The sequence below is a fragment of the Acidaminococcus sp. genome, from assembly GCF_057597765.1.
Window position 1 is genome coordinate 134,383 of the sequence record NZ_DBMBXK010000002.1, and the last position, 24,065, is coordinate 158,447.

19 protein-coding genes are annotated in these 24,065 nt (G+C 58.0%); all 19 read right to left on the bottom strand.

The genetic code is table 11. The annotated features are described in order from the left end of the window. Positions 1 to 15: 15 nt before the first annotated feature. Positions 16 to 885: a lysophospholipid acyltransferase family protein gene (locus tag ACZOF8_RS01825; RefSeq protein ID WP_487426501.1), complete on the bottom strand. Its 870-nt coding sequence runs from the start codon at positions 883 to 885 to the stop codon at positions 16 to 18. Further along, the gene (locus tag ACZOF8_RS01830; protein WP_487426502.1) at positions 885 to 1,427 is read right to left on the bottom strand and encodes a KdsC family phosphatase; all 543 of its coding nucleotides are present in this window, start codon (positions 1,425 to 1,427) and stop codon (positions 885 to 887) included. The genes ACZOF8_RS01825 and ACZOF8_RS01830 overlap by 1 nt, the downstream gene beginning before the upstream one ends. Then, positions 1,428 to 2,393 carry a KpsF/GutQ family sugar-phosphate isomerase gene (locus tag ACZOF8_RS01835; protein WP_487426503.1) on the bottom strand — a complete coding sequence of 322 codons (966 nt, stop codon included), beginning with the start codon at positions 2,391 to 2,393 and terminating at the stop codon, positions 1,428 to 1,430. A 5-nt stretch (positions 2,394 to 2,398) separates the two neighbouring features. Further along, positions 2,399 to 3,223, bottom strand: coding sequence for a 3-deoxy-8-phosphooctulonate synthase (gene kdsA / locus ACZOF8_RS01840; RefSeq protein ID WP_487426504.1), 825 nt, complete (start codon positions 3,221 to 3,223; stop codon positions 2,399 to 2,401). Positions 3,224 to 3,227: 4 nt separating this feature from the next. Beyond that, on the bottom strand, positions 3,228 to 3,974 hold the full coding sequence (kdsB, locus tag ACZOF8_RS01845) for a 3-deoxy-manno-octulosonate cytidylyltransferase (protein ID WP_022486887.1): 747 nt from the start codon (positions 3,972 to 3,974) through the stop codon (positions 3,228 to 3,230). Next, a complete protein-coding gene (gene lpxK / locus ACZOF8_RS01850) occupies positions 3,971 to 6,502 on the bottom strand; it encodes a tetraacyldisaccharide 4'-kinase (protein ID WP_022486886.1) in 2,532 nt (843 codons plus the stop codon). Before lpxK ends, kdsB begins: the two co-directional genes overlap by 4 nt. A 52-nt stretch (positions 6,503 to 6,554) precedes the next feature. Continuing rightward, on the bottom strand, positions 6,555 to 8,351 hold the full coding sequence (gene msbA, locus ACZOF8_RS01855; protein ID WP_154487789.1) for a lipid A export permease/ATP-binding protein MsbA: 1,797 nt from the start codon (positions 8,349 to 8,351) through the stop codon (positions 6,555 to 6,557). Beyond that, a complete protein-coding gene (lpxB, locus tag ACZOF8_RS01860; RefSeq protein ID WP_441373751.1) occupies positions 8,348 to 9,484 on the bottom strand; it encodes a lipid-A-disaccharide synthase in 1,137 nt (378 codons plus the stop codon). Before lpxB ends, msbA begins: the two co-directional genes overlap by 4 nt. Before the next feature lie 146 nt (positions 9,485 to 9,630). Beyond that, on the bottom strand, positions 9,631 to 10,455 hold the full coding sequence (locus ACZOF8_RS01865) for an LpxI family protein (RefSeq protein ID WP_154487790.1): 825 nt from the start codon (positions 10,453 to 10,455) through the stop codon (positions 9,631 to 9,633). A 4-nt stretch (positions 10,456 to 10,459) separates the two neighbouring features. Continuing rightward, positions 10,460 to 11,269, bottom strand: a complete 810-nt coding sequence (gene lpxA, locus ACZOF8_RS01870) for an acyl-ACP--UDP-N-acetylglucosamine O-acyltransferase (RefSeq protein WP_022486882.1) — start codon at positions 11,267 to 11,269, stop codon at positions 10,460 to 10,462. Between the two features lie 15 nt (positions 11,270 to 11,284). Beyond that, positions 11,285 to 12,622, bottom strand: coding sequence for a UDP-3-O-acyl-N-acetylglucosamine deacetylase (gene lpxC / locus ACZOF8_RS01875; RefSeq protein ID WP_487426505.1), 1,338 nt, complete (start codon positions 12,620 to 12,622; stop codon positions 11,285 to 11,287). 3 nt (positions 12,623 to 12,625) lie between these two features. Next, positions 12,626 to 13,525, bottom strand: coding sequence for a lysophospholipid acyltransferase family protein (locus ACZOF8_RS01880; protein ID WP_487426506.1), 900 nt, complete (start codon positions 13,523 to 13,525; stop codon positions 12,626 to 12,628). A 12-nt stretch (positions 13,526 to 13,537) separates the two neighbouring features. After that, positions 13,538 to 14,149, bottom strand: coding sequence for a YjbH domain-containing protein (locus tag ACZOF8_RS01885; protein ID WP_022486879.1), 612 nt, complete (start codon positions 14,147 to 14,149; stop codon positions 13,538 to 13,540). Next, positions 14,146 to 15,186 carry a UDP-3-O-(3-hydroxymyristoyl)glucosamine N-acyltransferase gene (gene lpxD, locus ACZOF8_RS01890; RefSeq protein ID WP_487426507.1) on the bottom strand — a complete coding sequence of 347 codons (1,041 nt, stop codon included), beginning with the start codon at positions 15,184 to 15,186 and terminating at the stop codon, positions 14,146 to 14,148. The genes ACZOF8_RS01885 and lpxD overlap by 4 nt, the downstream gene beginning before the upstream one ends. A gap of 68 nt (positions 15,187 to 15,254) precedes the next feature. Further along, a complete protein-coding gene (locus ACZOF8_RS01895; protein WP_487426508.1) occupies positions 15,255 to 15,659 on the bottom strand; it encodes an OmpH/Skp family outer membrane protein in 405 nt (134 codons plus the stop codon). 15 nt (positions 15,660 to 15,674) lie between these two features. Further along, positions 15,675 to 16,607, bottom strand: a complete 933-nt coding sequence (locus ACZOF8_RS01900) for an outer membrane chaperone Skp (RefSeq protein WP_487426509.1) — start codon at positions 16,605 to 16,607, stop codon at positions 15,675 to 15,677. Between the two features lie 24 nt (positions 16,608 to 16,631). Further along, the gene (locus ACZOF8_RS01905; RefSeq protein ID WP_279127814.1) at positions 16,632 to 17,111 is read right to left on the bottom strand and encodes an OmpH/Skp family outer membrane protein; all 480 of its coding nucleotides are present in this window, start codon (positions 17,109 to 17,111) and stop codon (positions 16,632 to 16,634) included. A 37-nt stretch (positions 17,112 to 17,148) separates the two neighbouring features. Beyond that, positions 17,149 to 19,362 carry a BamA/TamA family outer membrane protein gene (locus ACZOF8_RS01910; RefSeq protein ID WP_154487793.1) on the bottom strand — a complete coding sequence of 738 codons (2,214 nt, stop codon included), beginning with the start codon at positions 19,360 to 19,362 and terminating at the stop codon, positions 17,149 to 17,151. Between the two features lie 183 nt (positions 19,363 to 19,545). Continuing rightward, positions 19,546 to 23,871 (bottom strand): translocation/assembly module TamB domain-containing protein, encoded by a 4,326-nt coding sequence (locus ACZOF8_RS01915; RefSeq protein ID WP_487426510.1) that lies wholly within the window; start codon positions 23,869 to 23,871, stop codon positions 19,546 to 19,548. Between the last annotated feature and the right edge of the window lie 194 nt (positions 23,872 to 24,065).

A 24,065-nucleotide genomic window follows, 5' to 3' on the forward strand; every position in this document is an offset into this window, starting at 1 on the left:
GGAGGCATCCTTTCTTTACCCGTTCCAGGGAGTGTTCCAGCGGTGCTGGAACCAGATCCAGTTGTCCGGATACTGGCGGATGATCTTTTCCACTTCCTGGGTCATTTTCAGGGTAATCTTATAATTATCTTTTTCCCGATTGCCGGTATCTTCATAGTAAATGGGTTCTTTCACAAACACCTGGTGGCCATAGCCGCTGGGTTTGCGGACCATGAAGATGGGCACCACCGGAGCTTTGAACTTCCGGGCGAAATAGGCCGGCCCTTCCGGGGTGGAAGCCATCTTCCCGAAGAAGGGAACGAAAATCCCATGGTAGCCTCCGTCCTGGTCGGCGATGAGCCCCAGCATCCGTCCCTTTTTCATGGCACGGGCGCAGCCCAGGATCTCGTTGGTGCCCCGGGCGAAGATTTCCTGTCCCACCCCCCGGCGGAGCTCATTGAGGAAATCACTGTATACCGGGTTGGGCTGGGGCTTCTCCACGGCACTGAGGGGAAATCCGTTAAGGGCCAGAGCGGCTCCCAGCCATTCCCAGTTGTCCATGTGGCAGGCCAGCATCACGACCCCCCGCTTTTTGGCCAGGGCTTCCCACAGGATATCCGGCCGGTCAAAGCTTACAAGACCCCGGATGTTGTCCTTGTTGAGAGCCGGCATGTAGAGGATCTCCATGGCGGTCATGCCCAGGTTCAAAAAGAGCCGGTGGATGATGGCACGGGCTTCCCGGGCCGTGACCCCCATCCGTTCCTGGATGGTTTTTTCCGCCCGCACCCGCTGTTTTTTGGCAATATGCCAGTATAGTTTACCACAATTCCGTCCCAGCCGCACTACGAATTTGTAGGGCAGCAGGGACAGGAACCGGCTCAGGCCTTTCAAAAATCCGTAAAGCATTACTGTCTGTCTCCCTGTCCCTGGATTTCGTAACTGCGGATGATCCCGTCCCACAGGCCCTTGGCCTTGAGGATCCGTTCGATCACGTCCCGGACGGCCCCGTGGCCGCCGTTGCAGGCGGAAACCAGCATGGCCCGTTCCCGGACTTCCGGGGCGGCATCTGCAGGAGCAAAAGTCACCGCCGCCCGTCCGAAAGCGGGCAGGTCGTTGAGATCATCCCCCATAAAGGCGGTTTCTTCCAGCGGAATGTCCAGTTCGTTGGAAGCCTGCTCCAGCACCTTGCCTTTGTAGATCACATTTTCATAAACTGAGCTGATGCCCAGTTCCATGGCCCGGTGGAGGACGATTTCGCTGTGGCGGCCGGTAATGAGGGCCACCTGGATGCCGTGGCGGAGGGCCAGGCTGATGCCCATGCCGTCCCGGGCGTCAAAATGCTTGGACAGTTCCCCTTCCTGTCCGATGATGATGCTGCCATCGGTCATGACCCCGTCCACATCCAGGGCCAGGAGACGGATCTTGGCCAGTTGTTCTTCTGTAATCATTTATACCACTCCCTGGTGTACCAGATCAGTAATATGCAGCAGCCCCACCACTTTCCGGTCCTGATCCACTACGGGCAGGACGGTAATGGGCCGGGGTTTGTTGGATTCCATAAGATGCAGGGCTTCGGCGGCCAGTTTGTGATCCAGGATGGTCTTGGGGTTTTTGGTCATCATCTGGGAAACCGGCCGGTTCAGGCAGTCCAGATCCTTGGCGATGCCTCTCCGGATGTCCCCATCGGTCAAAAGTCCCTGAAGGTGCTGGTTGTCATCCACAACGGAGACGGCCCCCACGCCCTTGTCGGTAATGATGAACAGGGCGTCCTTGACGCTGATGTTCGCATGGACCAGGGGATTTTCGTCCCCTTTGTGCATCACATCGTCCACCGTAAGCAGCAGCTTCCGTCCCAGGCTGCCCCCGGGATGGAAAATGGCGAATTCTTCCGGGGTGAATTTCCGGGCACTGAGGAGTTCCATGGCCAGGGCATCCCCATAGGCCAGGGCTGCCGTGGTGCTGCTGGTGGGAGCCAGGCCCAGGGGGCAGGCTTCCCGTTTCACACCCACGTTCAGGACGATGTCCGCATTTTTCGCCAGGGTGGATTCCGGATTCCCCACCATGGCGATGACTTTGGCGCCGATCCGCCGGATGGAGGGCAGTATGTTCAGGACTTCTCCCGTTTCCCCGCTGTTGGACAGGGCCAGGACCACATCCATGTCCGTGACCATGCCCAGATCCCCGTGGATGCCTTCCGCCGGATGGAGGAAAAAGGCCGGGGTGCCGGTGCTGGCCAGGGTGGCGGCGATTTTCCGGGCGATGATCCCGGATTTGCCCATGCCGGTGACGATGATCCGGCCCTTGCAGTGGAGGATCATCTCCAGAGCGGCGCCGAAATGGTCATCCACCCGGGGCAGAAGCTCCAGGATGGAATCCGCTTCGATCTGCAGTGCTTCTTTGGCTTTTTCAAACATACCGGTTACGCCTCCCTGCGGCCGATGGCGTCGATGGCTTTGGCGTCCGCCAGGACCTGTTCCAGATCATCCAGGGCAATCATGTTGGGGCCGTCGGACAGGGCTTCTTTCGGGTTGTCGTGGGTTTCGATGAAGAGCCCGTCAACCCCTACGGCAGCCGCCGCCCGGGCCATATGGGGCGCATATTTGCTCTGGCCCCCGGAGCTGGTGCCCTGTCCACCGGGGATCTGGACACTGTGGGTCACGTCCATGATCACCGGGAAGCCCAGGTCCCGCATAATGGGCAGGCTCCGCATATCCGTCACCAGGGTGTTGTAGCCGAAGCTGACGCCCCGTTCGGTGAGCATCAGGTTCCGGCTGCCGGAACTCACGATCTTGTTCACCACATTTTTCATGTCCCAGGGTGCCAGGAACTGGCCTTTCTTCACATTGACCACTTTCCCGGTCCGGGCGGCTTCCACCAGCAGGTCCGTCTGCCGGCACAGGAAGGCGGGGATCTGGATGATGTCCAGGACTTCGGCGGCCTTTTCCACCTGCCAGGTTTCGTGGACGTCACTAATCACCGGCACATTCAGATCTTTCTTGATCTGGGCCAGGATCTGGAGGCCTTCTTCGATGCCCGGGCCCCGGAAGGAATCCAGGGAAGACCGGTTGGCTTTATCATAAGAAGCTTTAAACACATAGGGCAGGCCCAGCTTTTCACAGATGGCCTTGGCCCGTTTCCCGATGGCCAGGCTCCGTTCGTAGCCTTCCAGCACGCAGGGGCCGGCCATGATCAGCAGCGGGTGACCCTGTCCCACCTGGTAGGGTCCGATCTTGACGATTTCCATGGGATTACTCCTTTCCTTCCTGGTCCAGTTGGGCGAAGATTTCGTTGGCCCGGTCCAGATCAGCCTGGGTGTCGATGCCCACGCCCTGGAAGTCCGTAGCCAGTACTTTAATCTTTACGCCGTTTTCCAGGGCCCGGAGCTGTTCCAGCCCTTCCACCCGTTCCAGGGGCGTGGGCAGGAGCGCCGCAAACTTCAGCAGGAAGTCCCGGCGGTAGGCGTAGATGCCGATATGCTTCCACACCTTCACTTCCGGTTCCTCATTCCGGGGATAGGGAATCAGGCTCCGGGAAAAATACAAGGCGTAGCCGTTCTGGTCGGTGACCACCTTTACCGCATTGGGGTTCTGGTAGTCCTCCGGATTCATTTCCGTTTTGCAGGTGGCCATTTCCAGGTCGGGATTGTCTGCAAAGGCCTGGGCCAGGTCGTCGATGACCTGGGGCGGGATCATGGGTTCGTCGCCCTGGACGTTGACGATCACATCCACATCCTCGAAGTTGAGAGCCACTTCCGCCAGCCGGTCGGTGCCGCTGGGATGATCTTCGGAGGTCATCACAGCCCGGCCGCCGAAGGCATTGACGCAGTCCAGGATCCGCTGGTCGTCGGTGGCCACCAGCACTTCATCAGGGATCCGGGCCAGAGCGGCCCGTTCATAGACCCGCTGGATCACGGGTTTGCCATGGATCAGGGCCAGGGGTTTCCCTGGCAGACGGGTGGACCCGTAACGGGCCGGAATTACACACAGTACTTTCATTTGGACGGATTCTCCTTTTTAATGGCGGCTTTGATGGTATCGGTAAAGGCTTCTTCGCCGCTGGTAATCTGGATTTCCATATCCAGGATGTACAGAGGCACATCCCGGTGGAGGTAAATAAACTCTGTGGGGATTTTCACCGCATCTTTCCCGGTGGTGACCAGGGCTTTGACGCCCCGGCTGATGGCCCGGTCCATGATGTACTGCATTTCCACCATGCCGTAATCGTGGTGGTCCGGATACCGGATGGCTTCCACGATGTTCAGGCCTTCGGCGTTCATGGTCTGCTCAAAGGAAGACGGGTTGCCGATAGCGGAAAACACCATCACATGCTTGCCCCGGAGGGCTTCCAGAGGCAGGGCCTTGGACATGTCGTTCTTGTACCAGTCTGCGATCTCGATGTAGTCGCAGGGTTTATGGATGCTCTCGGCGATAGGAGCCGCCGGAGCGTATTTGTGCAGGGTGTCGCAGAGAGTGGCCCGGGAAATGGGGGAACTCTGGTCGCATTTGGTCAGGAGGAACAGCCCTGCCCGGCTCAGGTTGCTGAGGGGCTCCCGGAGCGTGCCCCGGGGCAGGATGCAGCCGTTGCCGAACATGTTGAGGGTATCCACCAGCACCACGTCCAGGTCCCGGTACAGCTGCCAGTGCTGGTAGCCGTCATCCAGGATGATCACTTCCGCCTTGAACTTGTCCACGGCGAACTGGCCGGTAATGGCCCGTTCCTTGCCGATGACCACCGGGATCCCCGGCAGCTGCTTGGCCATGAGGAACGCTTCGTCCCCGGCTTCATAGGCGGTCATGTAGATTTTCTTCCCGTCGGACACCACCCCGATCTTTTCTTCCCAGTGGGACCGGTAGCCCCGGTTCAGGATCACCACCCGGTAGCCCAGTTTCTGGATCATCAGGGCCACTTTCTGGGCGGTGGGGGTCTTGCCGGTGCCCCCTACGGTAATGTTGCCGATGCTGATCACGCAACAGTCCAATTTGGTCCGGGGCACCAGCCCGGCGTTGTAACAGAACAGCTTCAGCCGGACCCCGGCTTCATAGAGCACGGACAGGATCCGGAGGAAGGCCAGGACGCACCAGTCCAGGATTCCGTTGTCTTCCCCGTGGGAAAGCTGGATCAGGTACTGGGTCACCGCATCCCCGGGACGCATCCGGGGGCTCACTTCGTCGTTGATGTTCCGGGTATTGATCTTGTAATGGGTGTTCACCATGCTTTCGGTAGCAGTGAGTTCCAGCAGCTCCTTCAGGTAGCCGATGGTCCGCACGGCGGCGCCCCGGTTTTCCCGGATCACCTGGAGAGAGGCATCCCCCATCTTTTTCCGCAGGGCATCGTCTTTGAAGATCTTCAGGAACATGTCCGTCATTTCCTTGCCGTCATGGATCTGGACACAGGCCCCCACTTTGCTCAAAAGGGCGAAGGAATCCTTGAAGTTGGACATGCTGGGCCCCACAATGATGGGTTTGGCATGGGCTGCCGGTTCCAGCACATTGTGGCCGCCGTGGTTGATCAGGCTGCCGCCTACAAACACCGCATCCCCCACTGCATAGATCCGGCCCAGTTCCCCGATGGTGTCGATCAGGACCACCTGGTATTTGGGACGAGGATTGCTCATGGCCTTCAGAGAGGACCGAAGGCCCAGAGAAAGGCCGTATTTTTCCGCCAGCCGGGTGATTTCATGGATCCGGCCAGGCTTCCGGGGAGCGATGATGAGACGGGCCTGGGGGAATTCCTTCCGAATGTCCAGGAAGCTCTGGAACAGGGTTTCCTCTTCAGTAGGATGGGTACTGCCGGCCACGATCACCGGGTAGTCCTCTTCCAGCCCCAGTTCATCCTTGTACTGCTGGAGATCTTCCGGGGTCACTTCCGCATAGGTCTGGTCGAATTTGGTGTTGCCGGTCACAAAAATCCGGCGTTTTTCCGCCCCCAGATGCTGGATGTATTCCGCATCGATGGAGGACTGCATGCAGAACCGGGTGACGCTGCCCATCATGTCGGCCAGGATGCCGAACAGATACCGGTAGCTTTTCACGGATTTGTCGGAGATCCGGCCGTTGACCATCATCACCGGGATCCGACGCAGCTTGATGGCCCGGAGGAAGTTGGGCCACAGTTCCGTTTCCACCGGCATGAAGATCCGGGGCATGATCCGCTTCACAAAGGATTCGGACACAAAGGGTAGATCCAGGGGGAAGTAGATGATGGCATCGGCTTCCGGGATGATCTGGTGGGCCATGTTGTAGCCCCCGGTGGTCACCGCGGACACCAGGATCTTGGCATCGGGCATGGCCTTGCGGATTTCTTTCACCAGCGGGCTGGTGGCCACGATTTCCCCTACGGAAGCACCGTGGATCCAGATGCAGTTTTTATGGGCAACGGCTGCGATTTCTTCATCCCGGATGAACCCCAGGCTCTGACGGAACCGGCGGGGAAAGCCTTTTTCCCGGAAATACCGCCAGGTAAAGTAGGGCAGGATCACAAAGATGAACAAAACTGTGGCCAGGAAGTTATAAATATAGTACATACATTGACCTCGTTTTCATTGGGCTTGGCTTGCTTGGAAGGAAAGCGGCTGATCAGCGGGCAGGGACCTCCGTCCCGGCCGGTGCCGTTTCCTGGTCTTCCAGTTTCCGGACTTCCGCCTGTTCGGCTTTTTCCCGGTACTGGATATCGTGTAGGTGAGCATAAAGCCCGTGACGGGCCATCAGTTCCTCATGGGTGCCGGCTTCCACGATTTCCCCATGATCCAGTACCAGGATCTTGCTGGCGTTCTGGATGGTGGACAGCCGGTGGGCGATCACAAAAGAGGTACGGCCCACCATGAGCCGGTCCAGGGCTTCCTGTACGATCCGTTCACTTTCCGTATCCAGGGCGGAAGTGGCTTCGTCCAGGATCAGGATCCGGGGATCCTTCAGGATGGCCCGGGCAATGGCAATGCGCTGGCGCTGTCCCCCGGACACGTTGATGCCCCGGTCTCCCAGGTAGGTGTCATACCCCTGGGGCAGGTTCTGGATGAATTCGTCCGCATTGGCGGCCTTGGCGGCGGCCAGCACTTCTTCCCGGGTGGCATCCAGCCGCCCGTAGAGGATGTTGTTGTACACCGTATCGTTGAACAGGTTGGTTTCCTGGGGCACAATGCCCACCTGTTCCCGGAGAGAAGATACGGTTACGTCCCGGATGTCGTGGTCATCGATGAGGATGGCCCCTTCGGTCACATCATAGAACCGGGGCAGCAGGTTGGCGATGGTGGATTTGCCGGCACCGCTGGGCCCCACCAGGGCAATGGCCTGGCCGGGCTGGGCGGTAAAGGTCAGGTGCTTCAGGATGGGTTCATCCGGATTGTAGGAGAAGGACACGTCACGGAATTCCACCTTCCCTTTTACAGGAGGCAGGGCAATGGCATCGGCCTTTTCCGGGATCTTTTCGTCCAGGTCCAGGATGCTGAACACCCGGTCTGCAGCGGCCAGGGCTTTCTGGATGTTCCCCAGCACCCGGGCGATCCGCTTGATGGGGTTGGAGATATTCACGGCATAGACCAGGAAGGCAATCAGGGACCCGGCGGTAATGTCACCGCTGAGCACCCCCCGGCCCCCGAACCAGATAATGGCGGTGACCCCCAGGGCGGCGATGAATTCGATCACCGGGGACAGGGTGCCCATGAGCCGGACGCTTTTCATGTTGGCATCGAAGTTCTTCCGGTTGGTCCGTTCAAACCGGGCGATTTCATAAGGCTCCCGGACGAAGGACTTCACCACCCGGCTGGAAGACAGGGTTTCCTGGAGCACGGAGGTGATGTCGGCGGTGGCCTGCTGGATCCGGTGGCCGGTCTTCCGGATCTTCTTGCCGAAGAAATCCATGAAGAACAGTACCACCGGGAAGGTGCAGAAAGCGAACAGGGTCAGTTTCCAGTCCAGATAGACCATGGCACAGATGGAGCCGATGAGGACGGAAGTTTCCGTGATGATTTCCACCGAGTTGTCCACCATGGCGCTCTGCATGGCCTGGACGTCGTTGGTCACATAGCTCATGATGGTGCCCAGTTTGTTGGTGTCATAGAACCGGGTATCCAGTTCCATCATCTTTTTGAACACCAGGCCCCGGATGTCGATGACCACGCTTTCCCCCACATAGTTCATCAGGTAGTTCTGACCGTAGTAGGTAATGCCCCGGGCAAAGAAGATCACCACGATTCCCAGAGCGATCAGGTTCAGCAGCTGGGCATCGTTGTTGATGAACACCTTGTCGATTACGTCCCGGACGATCCAGGGCACGTACAGGTTGGCGGCGGAGGTGAGCACGGTGCAGACCCCTGCCAGGGCCAGACGGGGCAGATAGGGTTTGATAAAGCGCAAAATTCGCAGATAGAGGTTCATGGATTCTCCTTTGCTGTTTCAAGGATCAGACGGGCGGTCCGTTCCACGGCACCGGGCTGACCCAGCTTGGCAACGGCCTTTTGCATTTCTTCCCGGACAGCGGCGGCGTTGGCCGGCTCCAGGAAGTGGAGGACGGCGGCAGCCATGTGGTCCGGGGTCATGTTTTCCTGGATCAGTTCCGGAAGGATTTCCTTCCCGGCCAGGATGTTGGGCAGGCCGATGTATTTCACATAGACCATGTGTTTGGCGATCCACATGCTGAGAGGACTGGCGGTGTAGCAGATAACGCTGGGCAGCCCGCAGAGAGCCGCTTCCAGGGTCACGGTGCCGCTGGTGGCCAGGGCCACGTCGCAGGCCCCCATCACATCATAGTTGTGTCCTTCCACCACTTTCACCGGCACAGGACTGGTCTGGAGGATGGACTGGAGCAGGCCGGCGTCAATGGACGGGGCCTTCTGGAGGACGAATTCCGTTTCCGGCCGCTGCTTCCGGATTTTCGGCAGGGCCCGGAGCATCACCGGCAGCACCCCGGTGATTTCCTTCACCCGGCTGCCCGGGAGCAGCAGCACCACCGGATGGCCGGGCCGTTTGCCGATCAGGGCTTCCGCCTCCTGGGGGCTCAGGGTGGGCTGGACAATATCCACCAGCGGATTCCCCACAAATTCCACCGGGGCTCCCGCTGCTTTGTAGACTTCCGCTGCAAAGGGGTAGATGCAGGCCACTTTGGCGGCCAGCCGGGCCACGTCTTTGGCCCTCCCCCGGCGCCAGGCCCAGGCGGAAGGAGGGATGTAGGAAAATACCGGGATCCCCAGCTTTTTGGCTTCTTTGGCTACCCGCATGTTGAAATCCGGGTAGTCCACAGTTACGAACACATCGGGCTTCCGTTCCTCCATAAGACGGCGGAAAGCCTTCTTCAGCCCCAGCAGACGGGGCAGGGCCTGGAGGACTTCCACAAAGCCCATGACGCTGTAATCTTTATAATTGAACACCACTTGCCCACCGGCTGCTGCCAGGGCATCACCGCCCATGCCAAAGACTTGGGCCGTGGGGTCCTGCTGCAGGATGGCACGGGTCAGTGCAGCGGCATGAAGATCGCCGGATGCCTCCCCCGCAGAAATGAAAACTTTTGTCACCCTGTTGTCTCCTCTCTCATCTGAACATAAATGTACAGTTTATTATATCACATAACAAAAAAGGGGGTGTGAAAAAATTCACACCCCCTCCACCGAAGCCAAAATGGGCTGTGAAAAAATGAAGATCATTTTTTCACAGCCCATTTTTATTTTCCTTCCGGATCCTTCATGGCCACCACCGTCAGTTTGTGACGGTTGGCCAGGTCCAGGGCCTTTTCCCGTTCCACCAGGAGGGTCCGTCCGGCTTCCATGACGATGCCGGCACAGCCAGATTCGATCATGGATTCCACGGTCTTCACCCCGACTCCCGGCATGTCGAACCGGTTGTCCTGGGCGGGTTTGGCGGTTTTGGCCACAATGGCCCCTTTGCCCAGTCTGCCGCCCCGGAGGATGCAGGCATCGGTGCCTTCAATGGCTTCCACAGCCATGATGGCCTTGTTCTTCACCACCACAGTCTGGCCGATGTCCAGGCCTCCGATCTTCTTGGCCATGGCAAAGCCGTACTTCATGTCTTCCCATTCTTCCGGTGTGGGCTGGCGTTTGCTCAGCACCCCTTCCAGGGGCATGAGATCCGTCAGGAACAGGGTCTGGTCCATTACATGGATCCCCATGTCTTCCAGCTTGGCCACCAGGGCGTTCATGATGGTGTCATCGTGCCGGTCCGGCAGGGACATAAGGATCTTGATGGCCTGCCAGTCCGGGACCAGGATACCTCCGGAATAGAGGATTTCCTTGGTCACCTTGCCGATCATGGTGACTTCATCCACCCCTTCCTGCTTCAGGGTCTTGAAGATTTTCCCCACTTTGCCGATGTTGATGGCATAGAAAGCATCCGCCTCTTTTTCCAGGTCTTCATGGGTGCCGGGGACCAGGGCCACAGCCACCGTCCGATAACCGGCCTTTTTCGCCCCCCGGACCACATCCACCGGCAGATGGCCCACCCCGGAAAGCACCCCTAAGGTCTTCCCCATAGGCTTACTCCCGGATACCGTGGGCGGAAGCCCGGCAGATGCCTCTTTCCACCGTGCGCAGGAAGCGCATGAAGTGTTCCACTTCTTCGTAACTGTCCAGTTCCAGTTCCATGGTCTTGATGGCATCGGACAGGGACAGGCCTCTCTTGTAGAGGATCTTGTAGGCTTTCTTCAGCTCCCGGCGGACTTCCATGGGAATGCCTGCCCGGGAGATTCCCACGCTGTTGAGCCCTGCCACATAGGCCGGGTTCCCGGCCACGATGACGAAAGGCGGAACATCCTGGGAGATCCGGCTCATGCCGCCGCACATGCAGTTCCGGCCGATTTTGGTGAACTGATGCACAGCGGTAAGTCCCCCGATGACGGCCCGGTCTTCCACGATCACATGGCCGGCCAGGGTGGCCACATTGCTCATGATCACGTTGTTGCCTACGATGCAGTTGTGGGCCACGTGGGTATAGGCCATCATCAACACATTGTTGCCGATCCGGGTTTCATTGCCTTCTCCCACAGCCCGATGGACCGTGGCGCATTCCCGGATGGTCACGTGATCACCGATGATGGTTTCCGTATCTTCGCCTTTGTATTTCAGGTCCTGGGGGACTTCGCCGATGCTGGCACCCTGGAAGAATTCGCAGTTCTTCCCGATGGTGGTCCGGCCGGTAATCACAACGTGGGGATGAATGATGGTACCTTCACCGATCTTGACATGTTCACCGATGACAGAGTACGGGCCAATTTTCACGTTGGGGCCGATTTCCGCACCCGGTGCAATAATGGCTGTCTCATGTATCATACTAGAATCTGCTGTCATTGTTTCACTCCACCTTTATTGTTTATTTTCCGCCAGCGCAAAGAAGAAGTCCCCTTCGCAGGCCGGCTCTCCGTCCACTGTACCTTCACAGTGGGCCACACCCATATTGCCTTTGATTTTCGTAATGATGGCGGTGGTCACCAGCTGGTCCCCCGGTTTGATGGGACGGCGGAAACGCACCTTGTCGATTTTCCCGAAGACGGCGATCTTGCCCCGGTTTTCTTCCGGATACAGCAGGGTAACGCCGCCCACCTGGGCCATGGCTTCGATCAGCAGCACCCCGGGCATAATGGGATTCCCAGGGAAGTGGCCGATGAACTGGGGCTCATTCATGGTGATGTTCTTGATTCCCACGGCCCGCTTCATGGGTTCCAGTTCGATGATCCGGTCCACCAGCAGCATGGGATACCGATGGGGCAGAATCTTTTGGATTTCCTGAATGTCTAATGTAATCATATCCTTACTCCTTATTTCTTTTTTCTCTTTTCCGGAAACCGGGGTATGTCTGGGACGATATTCATGGAGCCGCCGATATTCATCGATCTGCCGGGACACATTGTCGTTGAAGGCGTGACCGCTCTTCATGCAGATGATATGGGCATGGATGGGGCCCAACAGGTACATGTCCCCGATCACATCCAGGATCTTGTGCCGGATCAGTTCATCCGGGAACCGGGGGGTGGACAGGATCTTGTCCTTGCCGAACACCACCACATTGTCCAGGTTGCCTCCCAGGCCCAGGCCCATTTTCCGCAGCTGGGCGATTTCGTCTTCAAAGGCCACGGTCCGGGCGGAAGCCACTTCCTTCAGGAAATTATCTCCCTTATCTTCCACGTCCATCACCTGGGTTCCCAGGAGAGGATGGGGATTGATGGAGGTAAAGGTGATCCGGAAGCCCTCGTAGGGCAGCACCACAATGGAGCGGTCTCCGTCGTAATGGGAGAAGGCCCGGTCCACATGGTACACCTGGCGTTCCCCGTCCTGTTCCTCGATGCCCGCCTTCAGGATCTCATTGATGAAGGCCTGGGCGGAGCCGTCCCCCACCGGGGGTTCGGCAGAAGACATTTCCACGTAGCAGTTGTCGATTTTCAATATGGCCAGAGCCGCCATGAGATGCTCGATGGTGGTGACGCTGGCTCCGTTTTCCGTCAGGGTGGTGGCCCTGGTGGTAGCAGTGATGTTGGATGCCACTGCATGGACCTGGGGCCGGCCTTCCATATCTGTGCGGATGAACACGATGCCCGTATCCACCGGTGCCGGGCGCAGGGTCATTTCCACCAGCTTCCCGGAATGGAGCCCGATGCCGTCACAGGAAGCCGCCTGTTTCAGGGTGTGCTGTTTTTCAATGGTCATAAATCACACGCCTTTCTTATACTTTTCATACCGTTTGCGGCCATCCTTCCAGCGGTCGTGGACCCAGAACCACATGGCCGGATCCAACCGGATTTCCCGCTCAGCGATGGCTACCAGTTCTTCCATTATAACACGGACGTCCTGGGAACGGTTAGCTGTTTTCTCCGTGTGGAGGGCCGGATAGATCCGGGCGGTCAGGGTTCCGTCAGGGTTGTTGTGCATGAACAGGGGCACAATGGGAGAACCGAACATCCTAGACAGATGGGCGGCTCCCTGGGGAACCCGGGAAGGTTTGCCGAAAAACAGCAGATGTTCTCCGGTATGGGCGGAATCCTGATCGTACAGGATCCCCACCAGATGTTTCTTTTTCAAATAACGGCCGATGGCCAGCATGCTGTTTTCCCCATGGTTGTAGGTCACATGCTGCCCCACCATCTGCCGGTAGTCGTTGATGAATTTATCCATGGCCCCGTTGTTCTGCTTCCGGGTAATGGACAGGATGGGATAGCCCAGAAGGGCCATGGAAGCCCCCAGCATCTCCCAGTTGCCATAGTGGGCGGTGCACATGATCACCCCCTTATCTTCCGCATAGGCTTTTTCCAGGTTCTCCAGTCCTTCGAAATGGACCAGCTGCCGGAAATTGTCTTTGGTGATCAGGGGATATTTCAGCACTTCGATGAGCATCCGTCCGAAACGGTAGACGCTTTCCCGGGCGATCTGTTCCGCCTGTTTTTCATCCACCCCCAGGCAGTCCCGGATGTTTTCCCGGGCCATGTACCGGCGCCAGGCCGGCACCACCCGCCATCCCAGATGCCCCAGCACCCAGGCCAGGGCCCGGTTCAGACAGTCCGGCTGGTGGCACACCAGCCAGCTGATGAACTCCATGAGCTTGTACGCAGCCATCCTGCATCCTCCTTAAAAGGTAAGGTCCATCCCTCCGTACAGGTGATGGTCTCTCACACCCACCTGGGCCTGGATGAATTTCCCCACCGGGATGCCGGCGCCGTAGTTGAAATGGCTGCCGTCATATTCTCCCATGAGATTCATGGAAAGACCCAGGAGTCTGGTTTCTTTTTCCACGGCATAGAAACCGTGCTTGTACTGGTCTCCGGTCCCCACCCCGCCGTGGATTTTCCAGCCGGCGGCCAGGGCCTTGGTGACAGCCACATAGCCCCGCCGGTCATTCCGGTCTCCGATATCCTCCACGCCAATGGCGATGGCAGGGGTCAGCGGGGTTTCCCGAAGCACCTGGAGTTTGGCGCTGACGGTGCCGTAGGATCCGTCATGTTTGGTATCCACATGGCTGCCGGCCACTTCGATGCCCAGAGGCAGGGCGATGTTGCCCCGTACATTCCGGCCTTCCTTGGTCCAGTCCAGTCCGGCGGACACATGGCCGGGCATCCGGACGTAGCCGGAAGGGGCGTTGATGATGCCGCTGGTGCCGCTGGGAGTGGTTTTGGCTTCTGCAGCCCCAAAAGGCAGCGCCGCCAGGGCACACAGCAGGGCAGCGGTCAGTTGTCTCTTCATGGTTGTTCCTTCTTTCCTTTCTCCAGGGCTTCCACGGTTTTTTCCAGCTGACGGAGCCGTTTCAGGGCAGCTCCCAGCTTCCGTTCATTGGCGGTCTGCCGGAGCCAGTCCACATGGGGCTGGGCAGGGAACCCGGCCCACACCACATTGTCCGGCACGTCGCTGATGATCCCGGTACGGCCGGCAAAGGTGCAGTTGCTGCCGATCTTCAGATGGCCGGCAGTTGCGGCCTGGCCCCCGAAGGTGGTGTTGTTCCCTACGGTAACACTGCCGGAAATGCCCACATGGGCCACCAGGATGCAGTTTTCGCCGATGATGTCATTATGGCCCACATGGACCAGATTGTCGATCTTGGTGCCTTTGCCGATCACCGTGCTGTCCACGGCAGCCCGGTCGATGCAGGTGTTGCAGCCGATTTCCACATCGTCTCCCAGGACCACGTTCCCTGTCTGGAGCACTTTGGTGTGTTTGCCGTTGGCGGTGATGTACCCGAAGCCGTCTCCGCCGATGACGCAGCCGGCCTGGAGGATCACCCGGTCCCCCACCACACAGTCTTCCCGCACCGTCACGTTGGAATACAGGGTGCAGTCAGCACCGATCTTCGTATGGCGTCCCACGTACACATGGGGATAGATCACCGTGTTGTCGCCGATTTCCGCATCTTCCGCCACATAGGCAAAAGGCAGGATGGCCACATTCTTCCCCACTTTGGCCGTAGGATGGATAAAGGCGTATTGGCTGATGCCCTTTTTCACCGCTTCCGGCGGACGGAACATCTGGAGCAGCACCGCAAAAGCGGCCCGAGGATTTTCCACGGCCAGTACAGCCTGTTCTCCCCTGAATTCCGCTCCCCGGGGAATCATGATGGCCCCGGCCCGGGACTGTCCGGCCACTTCCAGATAGGGAGGCACCGCAAAGGAAATCTGATCCTTCTGGGCTTCTTCCAGTCCATTGACCCCCTTGAGGACCATTCCGGGGTCACCCTGGAGGATTTCCCCTTTCAACAATGTTGCCAGTTCCTGTAAGGTTTTTTCCATTTCCAGCATCCTTTCCATTTCATGATGGTACGGGAAAAAGGGCGAACAGTGTCCGCCCTTATCGAATCTTATTTCATTGCTTTGATAATGTCATCGGTGACGTCCACACCGCCCTGAGGGACGGCTTCCTTCACCAGGATGGCGCTCAGGTTCTTTTCTTTGGCAACGGATGCGGCGGCCGCGTCAAAACTGCCTTTCACCTTGGCCTGGGCTTCTGCCTGGAGGCTGTGCATCTTCTGGCTCTTTTCCGTCAGAATCTTCTGGGCTTCTTCCTGGCTCTTGCCGGCGGTTTCCTGGTTCAGTTCCTCTTCCATGGCCTTGCCCTTGGTCTGGATGTCCTGGGTGGCATCCTTGAACACCTGGCTTTCCGTCTGGACCTTGTTCATGTCCACCACACCGAACTGGGCGTTCCGCCCGCAGCCAAAGGACAGCATGGCTGCTGCCACTACACAGAGAATCATTGCTTTTTTCATGTTGTTCCATCCCTCTTAGTAAACAATTTGCTGGACGACCGTGTTCACTTCGTCAGTGATGTCGTCGGCGCTGATATTGGCTCTCGGATTCCGGAAAATCAGCGTGTATTTCCGGCTGAGATTGACTTTCTTGATGGCGCTGAGGATATCACTGTCGATTTCCTCCCGCATCTGTTTTTCCTTGTCTTCCTGCTGCTGGATCTCCTTGTCCATGGACTGGAGCAGTTTATCCAGTTCCGGCTGGCCTTCCTGGTTCTGAGGAGTTTTCCCGGTGAGAGAAAGCCCTGTCTGTTCCTGGACCACCTGACCGGCCAGTTCCTTGGAAAAAGCCTGGAGCCGTGCCTGGGAAGCAGCCACGTCCGCAGCCATCTGCTGCTGGAGCCACTGTTCCTTTTCCGCTTCCACATCCGCCCGATCCTTCTGGCGTTTGTCCAGCAGTTCCTGCTGTTCCTGGAGAAGCGCTTTCTGGGCTTCATCGCTCATTTTCACGCTGCTCAACTTCAGCCGCAGGTTGAACAGAGGGATCCGGTATTTTTCTTCCACCGCATCCCGGTCCGCCTTTACCCGGCTTTCCGCCTCTTCTTCCAGGGCCGCCCGCTTCTTCCGGAGCAGGTCCTGTTCCTGGGCCCGTTTCTCCGCCACCTGGGCAGACCACTGGGCGGACTGGAACTGGCCCTTGCCGGCTTCCCGGACTTTCTTCATCTGTCCCAGGAGAGCCAGCTGCTGCTGCCCGTTTTCCTTCTGCCGCTCCCGCAGCCATTTGGCGGTTTCCAGCTGTTCTTTCCGGCGCTGCCATTCCTTGTACTTGGGGTGCTGTTCCACCAGCCGGTCCCAGTCCACCACGGCGAACCGGGGCTTGTCCTGCTGAAAGGGGAACTTCCCCTGGGAAAAACCGCAGCCGGACAGGAGAAGAAGACCTGCCAGCAGAAGACTGAGCCATCTGCCCATAAGCCATCCCCTCCTGTCCCGGAATTATTTCTTGGCTTTTTTCAGCTGGGCAGTTACATCCGCCGTAACGTCCAGACCGCCATAGACCACAGCACCCTGGTTGACCACCACCGTCAGGCCCTTGGTCTTGCCCACGGCCACAATGGCGTCATCCACTTCTTTCTTGACCGGTTCAATCAGTTCCTTCTGCTTGTCTTCCAGTTTTTTCTGGTATTCCGCAGCCAGTTTCTGTTTGTCCGCATCGCTCATGTCCTTGGACTTTTCTTCAAACTCCTTCCGGCTGTCTTCAGCAGCCTGCTGGAGCTGGGTCTGGGCATCTGCCAGACCGGGAGCCGCCGCCATGACCTGGTTGTAGTTCACTTTGCCGATGGCCGAATTCATGGTGGCGTCACCGCCTCCCAGGTTCTTGCCCTGGATGGCCAGGACGAAGATCCCAACCACCATAATGGCCGCAATGGCCAGAGAAATGACCTTGACATTTTTCTTGTGGGCCAATTCCATCATTTTACTATCCCTGCTTCCTTGTTATGCAATTTGTTTATCAGAACTGACCGCCAAAGCTGAAGTGGAAGCGGCCTCCACGGTCGCTGCTTTCCAGCCGGTAGCCATAGTCCAGCTTAATGGGACCCAGCGGGGAATTGATCCGGAGACCGATACCCACAGAGTTCTTCAGTTTGCCCAGGTCGTAATTGGATTCGTCGTATTCCTTGCTCCAGGCGTAGCCTGCATCGGTAAAGAATACCCCCTGGACTTTCTTGATGATGGGATACCGGAATTCCAGGGATCCCTTCACCATGCTGTTGCCCTTGAACTGGTCATCCCGGTAACCCCGGAGGATGTCGCTGCCGCCTAAGCTGAAGCGCTGGGACAGAGGCATATCCCCGTTGGCATAGCCGGCTCCCAGGTTGAGAGCCCACACATTGTCCTTGCCCATCCGGTAGTAGTACCGGTAGTCGGCCTGGTATTTCTGGAAGTTGAAGTCCCCGCCGAAGGAGGCCACTTCCACGGAATAGGCCGTCCGTTTCCCTTCCCGGGGATCGTAGATGTTGTCCCGGGTATCCAGGGTACGGGCAAAGGTGATGCTCCGGGTGATCCCGAAGTTCTTCTTCATCCGTTCGTGTTTGTCCCAATCGAAGTCGTCAGGATATTCGTGGATATAGTCATAGCCATTTTGTCCGGCTTCGAACCACTGGGTGCCGTAGCCGCTGACGGGTTTCTTGTATTTGTCGTCCCGGTTCTTCAGGGTGATGCTGTTGGTGATGAATTCGTTGTCGGTGACCCGGCTGAAGAACAGTTCCTCACCGGTACGTTTCTTGTAGTACCGGGCGATTTCATCCCCGTCCCGATTGTAGTCCACGTACTCGTTGGTCATGTTGTAGAAGGTGAAGCCGGCAGTAGTTTCCTTGTCGTCGATCCAGGGCTTCACATAGGACACTTCGAAGTTGGCCTTGGTTTCAGAGTCGCCGCCGAATTCCCAACGGGCGCTGACACTGTCCCCGGTGCCCATGAAGTTCTTGTCCCCGATGCTGACCATACCCAGGAACCCGTCTGCATCACTGTAGCCGGCGCCGATCCCGAAGGTACCGGTGCTGGTTTCCACCACGGACACTTCCACGGAAACGGTATTGGGCATCTGGCCCGGGTTCAGACGGATGTTCACGTCTTCAAAGAAGCCCAGGTTGTAGATCTTCTGCATGGCCCGGCGGGCTTTCTTGGCATTGAAGGGTTCGCCCTTCTTCATGCGCATTTCCCGGATAACCACGTAATCCTTGGTCTTGGTGTTGCCCTTCACCCGGAAATCTTCGATGACCCCTTCCGCCACCTGGACGATAAGCCGTCCGTCCGGCTGCATCCGCACATCGGCCACTTTGGCCAGGATGTAGCCCTGCTGGCTGTAAAGGCTTTCCACCTTCCGGGCGCCGATGTTCACATCCCGGGAGTTCAGGACCTTCCCGATGGGCAGATCCAGTTCTTTTTTAATGTCCCCGGTGGAGATCACCGTGTTTCCTTCAATATCCAGGTCCGTAAGCACAGGATTTTCTTCCAGCTGGTATTTGATCTGGACCCCTTCCGGGACTTTGGTGAACACCGGACGGATATCGTAGAACCAGCCGGTTTCGTAGAGAGCCCGGATATCATCCTGGAGCCCTTCCTTGGTGAACTTGGTGCCGGCCGGCATCTTCAGCACGTCTGCCAGTTTGGCCGGATCCTCATGGGAGGCGCCTTCCAGGGTCACTTTGGTCACTGTCTGGCCGATAAAGGGAAGGGATTCCTTTTCCACTTTGGCATACTGGTTTTCCTGGGTGGTGATATCATAGTCGGACAGGACGGACTGCTGGAGGATGCTCCGGCCCGGCAGCTGCTTGTTCTGGGCTTCCTGGATTTCCTTCTGCTGGGTCATCCGGGCTTCCAGCTGTTCTTCATCAGCCTGGGCCTTTTCCTGTTCCTGTTCCAGTTTCTTCTTGCCGACCTTTTCGATATAAGTGACACCGTTCCGGCGGACTTCCCGATATCTGGGCTGTTCTTCTTCAGCAGGAGCTGCTGGAGCAGCCGCTTCCGCCGGCTGGGCAGCAGTCTGGCTCTCCGGAGCCACCTCGATGGTTCCGATGCCCTGTCCTTCTTTGGCGGCCGTTTTGTGCGGCCCCAGTTCCACTTCCTGGCTGTGGGTGATTTCTGCGGCATAGACCGGAGTGGTCATGGCCAGAGATGCCAAGACAGCGACGGACAGCTGCCGCCAGTTTACATGTTTTTTCATAGAGTACCCTCCGTACAGGTTTTTGCTGTCAGTATCTACTTGAAAATCAACGATTAATTATACCATATCCCGTTTATTATACCTTCTATGGGATAATATTTCCAGTCCTGGAGTGTGAAAAAAGGGGTGTGAATAAATTCACACCCCGGTCACAGGCTGTTGCGGAGGCAACAGTCCCTTCTTTTAAAACTTCGTCCGATACTGTACCCCATACCACCGGTTGTTGTCTTCATCGATGGATACACCCAGATGGACTTTGGGAGCCACCCGGTACCCGGCGTACAGGTTATGTTCTTCCCCGTCGAAGCTGGTGGTATAGCCCAGCAGCAGCTTCCGGCCGAAATACCGGCTCAGCAGCACGTTGTACTGGCGCCGTTCCTGACCGGTGGCTTCGTTGGCCTGGTTGGTATCTGCGGAGAAGGATACCAGGTTCTGGACATTGCCGCTGTAGATCCGCAGTTCGTCCAGACCCAGGGCGTCCTTGATGGCGTCTTCCACATCCGCCAGGAAGGTCATCTGGAGCCCGGCATCCACCAAACCTCTCCAGGCATCGTCCCCCAGGCTGGCGTCGTCGGTTTTCAGGGTCAGGAACCGCTTCAGGGTGTTTTCATCCTGGGGCGGATCACTGGACAGTTTGATCACAATGTTGTCCAGGCTGAGCGGCCCGCTGGCCTTGGCCAGGATATTGTACTGTCCCAGACGGGTAAAGGCCGACATGTTCACATTGGGCACAAAGGTCCCGGGACGGGGCCAGTAGATTTCCCCGAACCCGATGTTGAACGGAGTGCCCAGATATTTCAGCCGGCTGCCCCGGTTCACCCGGATGCTGCCGTTGATCTGGGGGAAGGCCGTGCTGCCCATAATGTGGAACTGGCCTTTCAGCCACAGGTCCATAAAGGCTGCATTGTACAAATGGAGATTGTTCCCCAGGTCCACGTCGATATCCAGTCCGATGTCCGAATTTCCCTCCCCGAATTCCGGGATGGCGGACAGCCCCAGATACCCTTTGTCCAGTTTGATGTTCCCGCTGAGGAAGGGTTTGTTTTCCTTGTGCTCCAGGTCGAAGTTCCCGTTGAGTTTCCCCTTCACCATGGAAGAGACCAGTTCCACATCCTTGATGGCCAGATTCAGATGGTAGGGTTTCCCGGACACATCATTGAGAAGATAGGAACCGGATGCGGTGATGCTGCCGTTTTTCCCGGTAGTGGTGGAGAATTCCTTCAGGGTAATGGTCTTGCCGCTGAATTCCCCATGGAACTTCATGTTGTCGAAAGTATTGTCCAGGCCCCGGAACTTTACGGTACCCCCGTCCAGATCAATGGATCCGTTCAGGCTGTAGTCCTCCAGGGTACCGGTAATATCCACCCGGCCGCTGGTGGGGCCGTCCGCCCACTGGACCCATTTGGTCAGGGTGGGCAGGATGGCCAGGTTCCCGTTGTCCAGACGGACTTCCAGGTTCATCCGGGACTGGGGATTCTTCCGTTTGGCCACCGGCCGGAGCAGGTCCATGGGGAAAGTGCCGTAGGCACTGATCTTGTACACATCCCGTTGGATCAGGAACTGGTCCAGATGGAACATGTCATTCCGGAGGGTAACCATGCCGTACACATTGTCAAAAGCCACTCCGCTGATGCTTCCCTCCTTCATTTCCAGAGAGAAGTTCCCGTTGGGATCGTCCAGGTTCCCTTTCAGCTGGGCCACAATGTTCAGTTTTCCGTTCACATCCGGAGGATTGTCCATGCCCACGGTGAGCAGCTTGGCATTGGCCTCACTGGTGGCCAGTTCCAGGTCGATGGTCCGTTTCCGCATGTCAAAGTTCCCCTGGGCGGCCAGGAGCCCGCCGCCGCTTTCCTGGGCCTGGAGCTTCCGGATCTGCCACAGACCCATATGGGTGTAAATATCGAAATCCGCCGAAGCAAAGGGCACTCCGGCCACTTTCCCGTCTTCCACTTTGCCGATGATGGTCATGCCAGTCCGGGGGCCGTCCGGATTGGCTTCAATACGTCCGGACAGATAGCCGTCCACGTCCGCTTTGATGCCCCCCATCTGGAGCAGGGACCGGACATTGCCTTTGGTTACGTCCACGGTCCACTGGAACAGCTTCCGGTCAAAGTCGAATTTGGCTTTCAGGGCATAGTCCCCGCCGGTTTTCTGCTGGAAGGTTCCCTGGAAGGTGTTTACATGGCCGGCCTGGCTCTGGAAGGACAGGGCCAGCCCGGTGAATTCCACTCCGTTGATCAGCACGGAATCCGACGACAGGACCCCCTGGAACAGGGGCCGGCTGGTGTGGCCGGTAATGCTGCCGCTGAAGTTCACGAATCCGGCCAGGTCCACACTGTCCTTCAGCCAGGGCAGCCGGAGCAGGTTGATGTTTTTGGCGTCCATCCCCAGATCCAGGAACCCGTCCCGGCTGACGGTGCCGCTGAACTGGGCAGCGCAGGTCAGAGCCTGGACATGGAAATCTTTCAGATGAAGGAGCTTCCCGTCATAGGTGTAGTCTCCGTCCACTTCGTCCACCAGGAATTTGTTTACGGACCCGTCCCAGGCGTGGACATGGCCGGTGAAAGAAGGATTGGACAGGGGCCCCTTCACGGCAATGGTATTGGTCAGATTCCCGGTAACCGGCCAGGGGGAATGGAAAGCTTCGCTGAAGGGCTCCAGCCGGATGCCCCGGGTTTCCAGGGTCAGGTCCAGCTGAGGCTCGCTGCCGGAAAGGTCCACGTTGCCGTCCAGTACATGGGTGCCCTGGGCCAGGTTTACTTCCACCTTGTGGAAGCTGGCTTTCCGGTCCTTCCATTCCAGAGCTCCGTGGGCTTCCTGGATGGTCTGGCCCAGCAGTTCTCCCTCCCGGAAGGAGAAGGCCCCGAAGGCTCCCGGTGCGTCGGCGGTACCGGACAGGAGCAGGTGGGTGGAAAGCAGACCTTTGCCTTCCTGGCCCACAGCGGCCAGGAGAGGATCCACCGGCAGGTCGGTAATATAGATATCTCCCTGGAGCTGCCCCCCCTTCAGACTGGCGGTGCCGGCCAGGGCGCCCCCTTCTTCCGTATAGCCGGAAATCCGGCTGAGGGTGAAATTGCTGCCGTCCACGGATCCATCCAGGGCAATCTGCTGGAGCTTCAGGTTCCCCCAGGCAAGGGACAGATCACTGGAAAGGGTTTCCATCTGGAGCGTCCCGTCCTGATACTTTCCTGCGGCATAAAGGGTGCCGTCCAGGATCAGGCTGCCCAGCCGGGGCACAAAGTTTCCGGCGTCCACCTGGTCTGCCGTAAGGGCCGCCTGCCCCTCCTGGGCTTCCCAGTCATAGGAGGCTTCGACCGTAACAGAACCCCCTCCCAGGCTGGCTTTGGCTCCGTCGGTTTCCACCCGGTGGTTCCGGAAGGAGAAGGGCAGCGTCACCTGGTCCGCTTCATATCCCTGGTAAGTCAGAGCAGGGCTGGTAAAGGTGCCATTGCCGGTAAGATCCTCTTTGGTCCCGTCCACAGCCAGGGTGCCGCTGACAGTGCCGGTTACAGGCAGATCCAGAGGCAGGGCGGACAGATCGAAATCCCGGATTTCCCCCTGGAGTTTTTCCGCCCGGGGATCCTGGAAATCTGTCAGATCCAGGCCTCCGGAAAGACGGATTTTCTGGCCGTTCACCGTCACATCCAGGTCCTGAGCCTTCAGCCGCAGCTGGTCAAAGGACAGACCCCCATCCACAGTAAGGGACAGGTCATGGCCGTTCCAGGTATAGACGGCTCCCACCTGGCGGAGCCGGGCCTTCCCGGAAAGCTGGCTGCCTGCCGCGTTGTTGGTCCAGGTGATGGAAGCATCCGTCAAAGCCCCGGTAAGCTCCGTCACCGGCAGGAACTGTTCCGCCAGAGGGCTGAAATCCTGGAGTCCCATGAGATCTGTCTGGGCGGTCAGGGTTCCCTGCCGGTCCGTGTCCAGGTTACCGGCTACATGGATGGACTGATTTTTCCGGGTCACCGTCAGATCCAGGGCAAAGTCCGGGTTCCGGGCCGGATCGATGGTCCCTTCCACCCTGGCATCCCAGGTGCCATAAGGCAGATGAAGTTCCACCCGGCCGTTATGGATGGCAATGAGAGCTTTGAAATCGGTGCTGGAACTCTGGCTTTCCTTCAGGAGATGGGCCACATTCCATTCCTGTTTGTCGTCCTGGACCAGGTACAATTCCGGCTCATCCAGGGTGATCCGGGTCAGGATCCCCACCGAACTGCTCCCGGAAAGGAACTTCAAAGGATCCACCTGGAGGGACAGGGCCGGGATTTTGGCCACCAGGTTCCCGCCGGCATCGGTCAGCTGGAGGTTCCGGGCGGTGAAGGTCAGGTCCGGGCTCACTTCCATGGTTTCCATCTGCAGTTGTCCGTTAATGTATTCCCCGGCGGCGTTTTCCACCAGAGGGACGGCCCGCTCCAGCCCTGTAGGAAGGAGCAGCTTCCACAGGACCAGGTACAGCAGGACCAGCACTCCGGCCAGAACGGCCAGCCGTTTTTTACCTTTGGTACCCATCAGGGCCTCCATATCGATTGTCGTGAATCGTGGGTCGTTCATCGCGAAACCCACCACCATGCTGCGCATGGTCCCCCGCCCTTGAAAAGGGCGGATATAAAGCGCGGGCTGCTGCCCGGCGCTTACAAGGGAAATGCAAATTAATTAATTTATCATACACAACATAAGTATAACAGGTATAGAGGGAAAAAGAA

Bases quoted from the DNA above. Each gene is read 5' to 3' on its own strand.
- kdsB (WP_022486887.1), bottom strand. From the start codon at position 3,974: ATGAAAGTACTGTGTGTAATTCCGGCCCGTTACGGGTCCACCCGTCTG.
- kdsA (WP_487426504.1), bottom strand. From the start codon at position 3,223: ATGGAAATCGTCAAGATCGGACCCTACCAGGTGGGACAGGGTCACCCG.
- ACZOF8_RS01915 (WP_487426510.1), bottom strand. From the start codon at position 23,871: ATGGGTACCAAAGGTAAAAAACGGCTGGCCGTTCTGGCCGGAGTGCTG.
- ACZOF8_RS01885 (WP_022486879.1), bottom strand. From the start codon at position 14,149: ATGAAGAGACAACTGACCGCTGCCCTGCTGTGTGCCCTGGCGGCGCTG.
- ACZOF8_RS01835 (WP_487426503.1), bottom strand. From the start codon at position 2,393: ATGTTTGAAAAAGCCAAAGAAGCACTGCAGATCGAAGCGGATTCCATC.
- ACZOF8_RS01830 (WP_487426502.1), bottom strand. From the start codon at position 1,427: ATGATTACAGAAGAACAACTGGCCAAGATCCGTCTCCTGGCCCTGGAT.
- lpxA (WP_022486882.1), bottom strand. From the start codon at position 11,269: ATGACAGCAGATTCTAGTATGATACATGAGACAGCCATTATTGCACCG.
- ACZOF8_RS01900 (WP_487426509.1), bottom strand. From the start codon at position 16,607: ATGGGCAGATGGCTCAGTCTTCTGCTGGCAGGTCTTCTTCTCCTGTCC.
- lpxC (WP_487426505.1), bottom strand. From the start codon at position 12,622: ATGACCATTGAAAAACAGCACACCCTGAAACAGGCGGCTTCCTGTGAC.
- msbA (WP_154487789.1), bottom strand. From the start codon at position 8,351: ATGAACCTCTATCTGCGAATTTTGCGCTTTATCAAACCCTATCTGCCC.
- ACZOF8_RS01880 (WP_487426506.1), bottom strand. From the start codon at position 13,525: ATGGCTGCGTACAAGCTCATGGAGTTCATCAGCTGGCTGGTGTGCCAC.
- ACZOF8_RS01825 (WP_487426501.1), bottom strand. From the start codon at position 885: ATGCTTTACGGATTTTTGAAAGGCCTGAGCCGGTTCCTGTCCCTGCTG.
- ACZOF8_RS01895 (WP_487426508.1), bottom strand. From the start codon at position 15,659: ATGAAAAAAGCAATGATTCTCTGTGTAGTGGCAGCAGCCATGCTGTCC.
- ACZOF8_RS01865 (WP_154487790.1), bottom strand. From the start codon at position 10,455: ATGGGGAAGACCTTAGGGGTGCTTTCCGGGGTGGGCCATCTGCCGGTG.
- ACZOF8_RS01905 (WP_279127814.1), bottom strand. From the start codon at position 17,111: ATGATGGAATTGGCCCACAAGAAAAATGTCAAGGTCATTTCTCTGGCC.
- lpxK (WP_022486886.1), bottom strand. From the start codon at position 6,502: ATGTACTATATTTATAACTTCCTGGCCACAGTTTTGTTCATCTTTGTG.
- lpxD (WP_487426507.1), bottom strand. From the start codon at position 15,186: ATGGAAAAAACCTTACAGGAACTGGCAACATTGTTGAAAGGGGAAATC.
- ACZOF8_RS01910 (WP_154487793.1), bottom strand. From the start codon at position 19,362: ATGAAAAAACATGTAAACTGGCGGCAGCTGTCCGTCGCTGTCTTGGCA.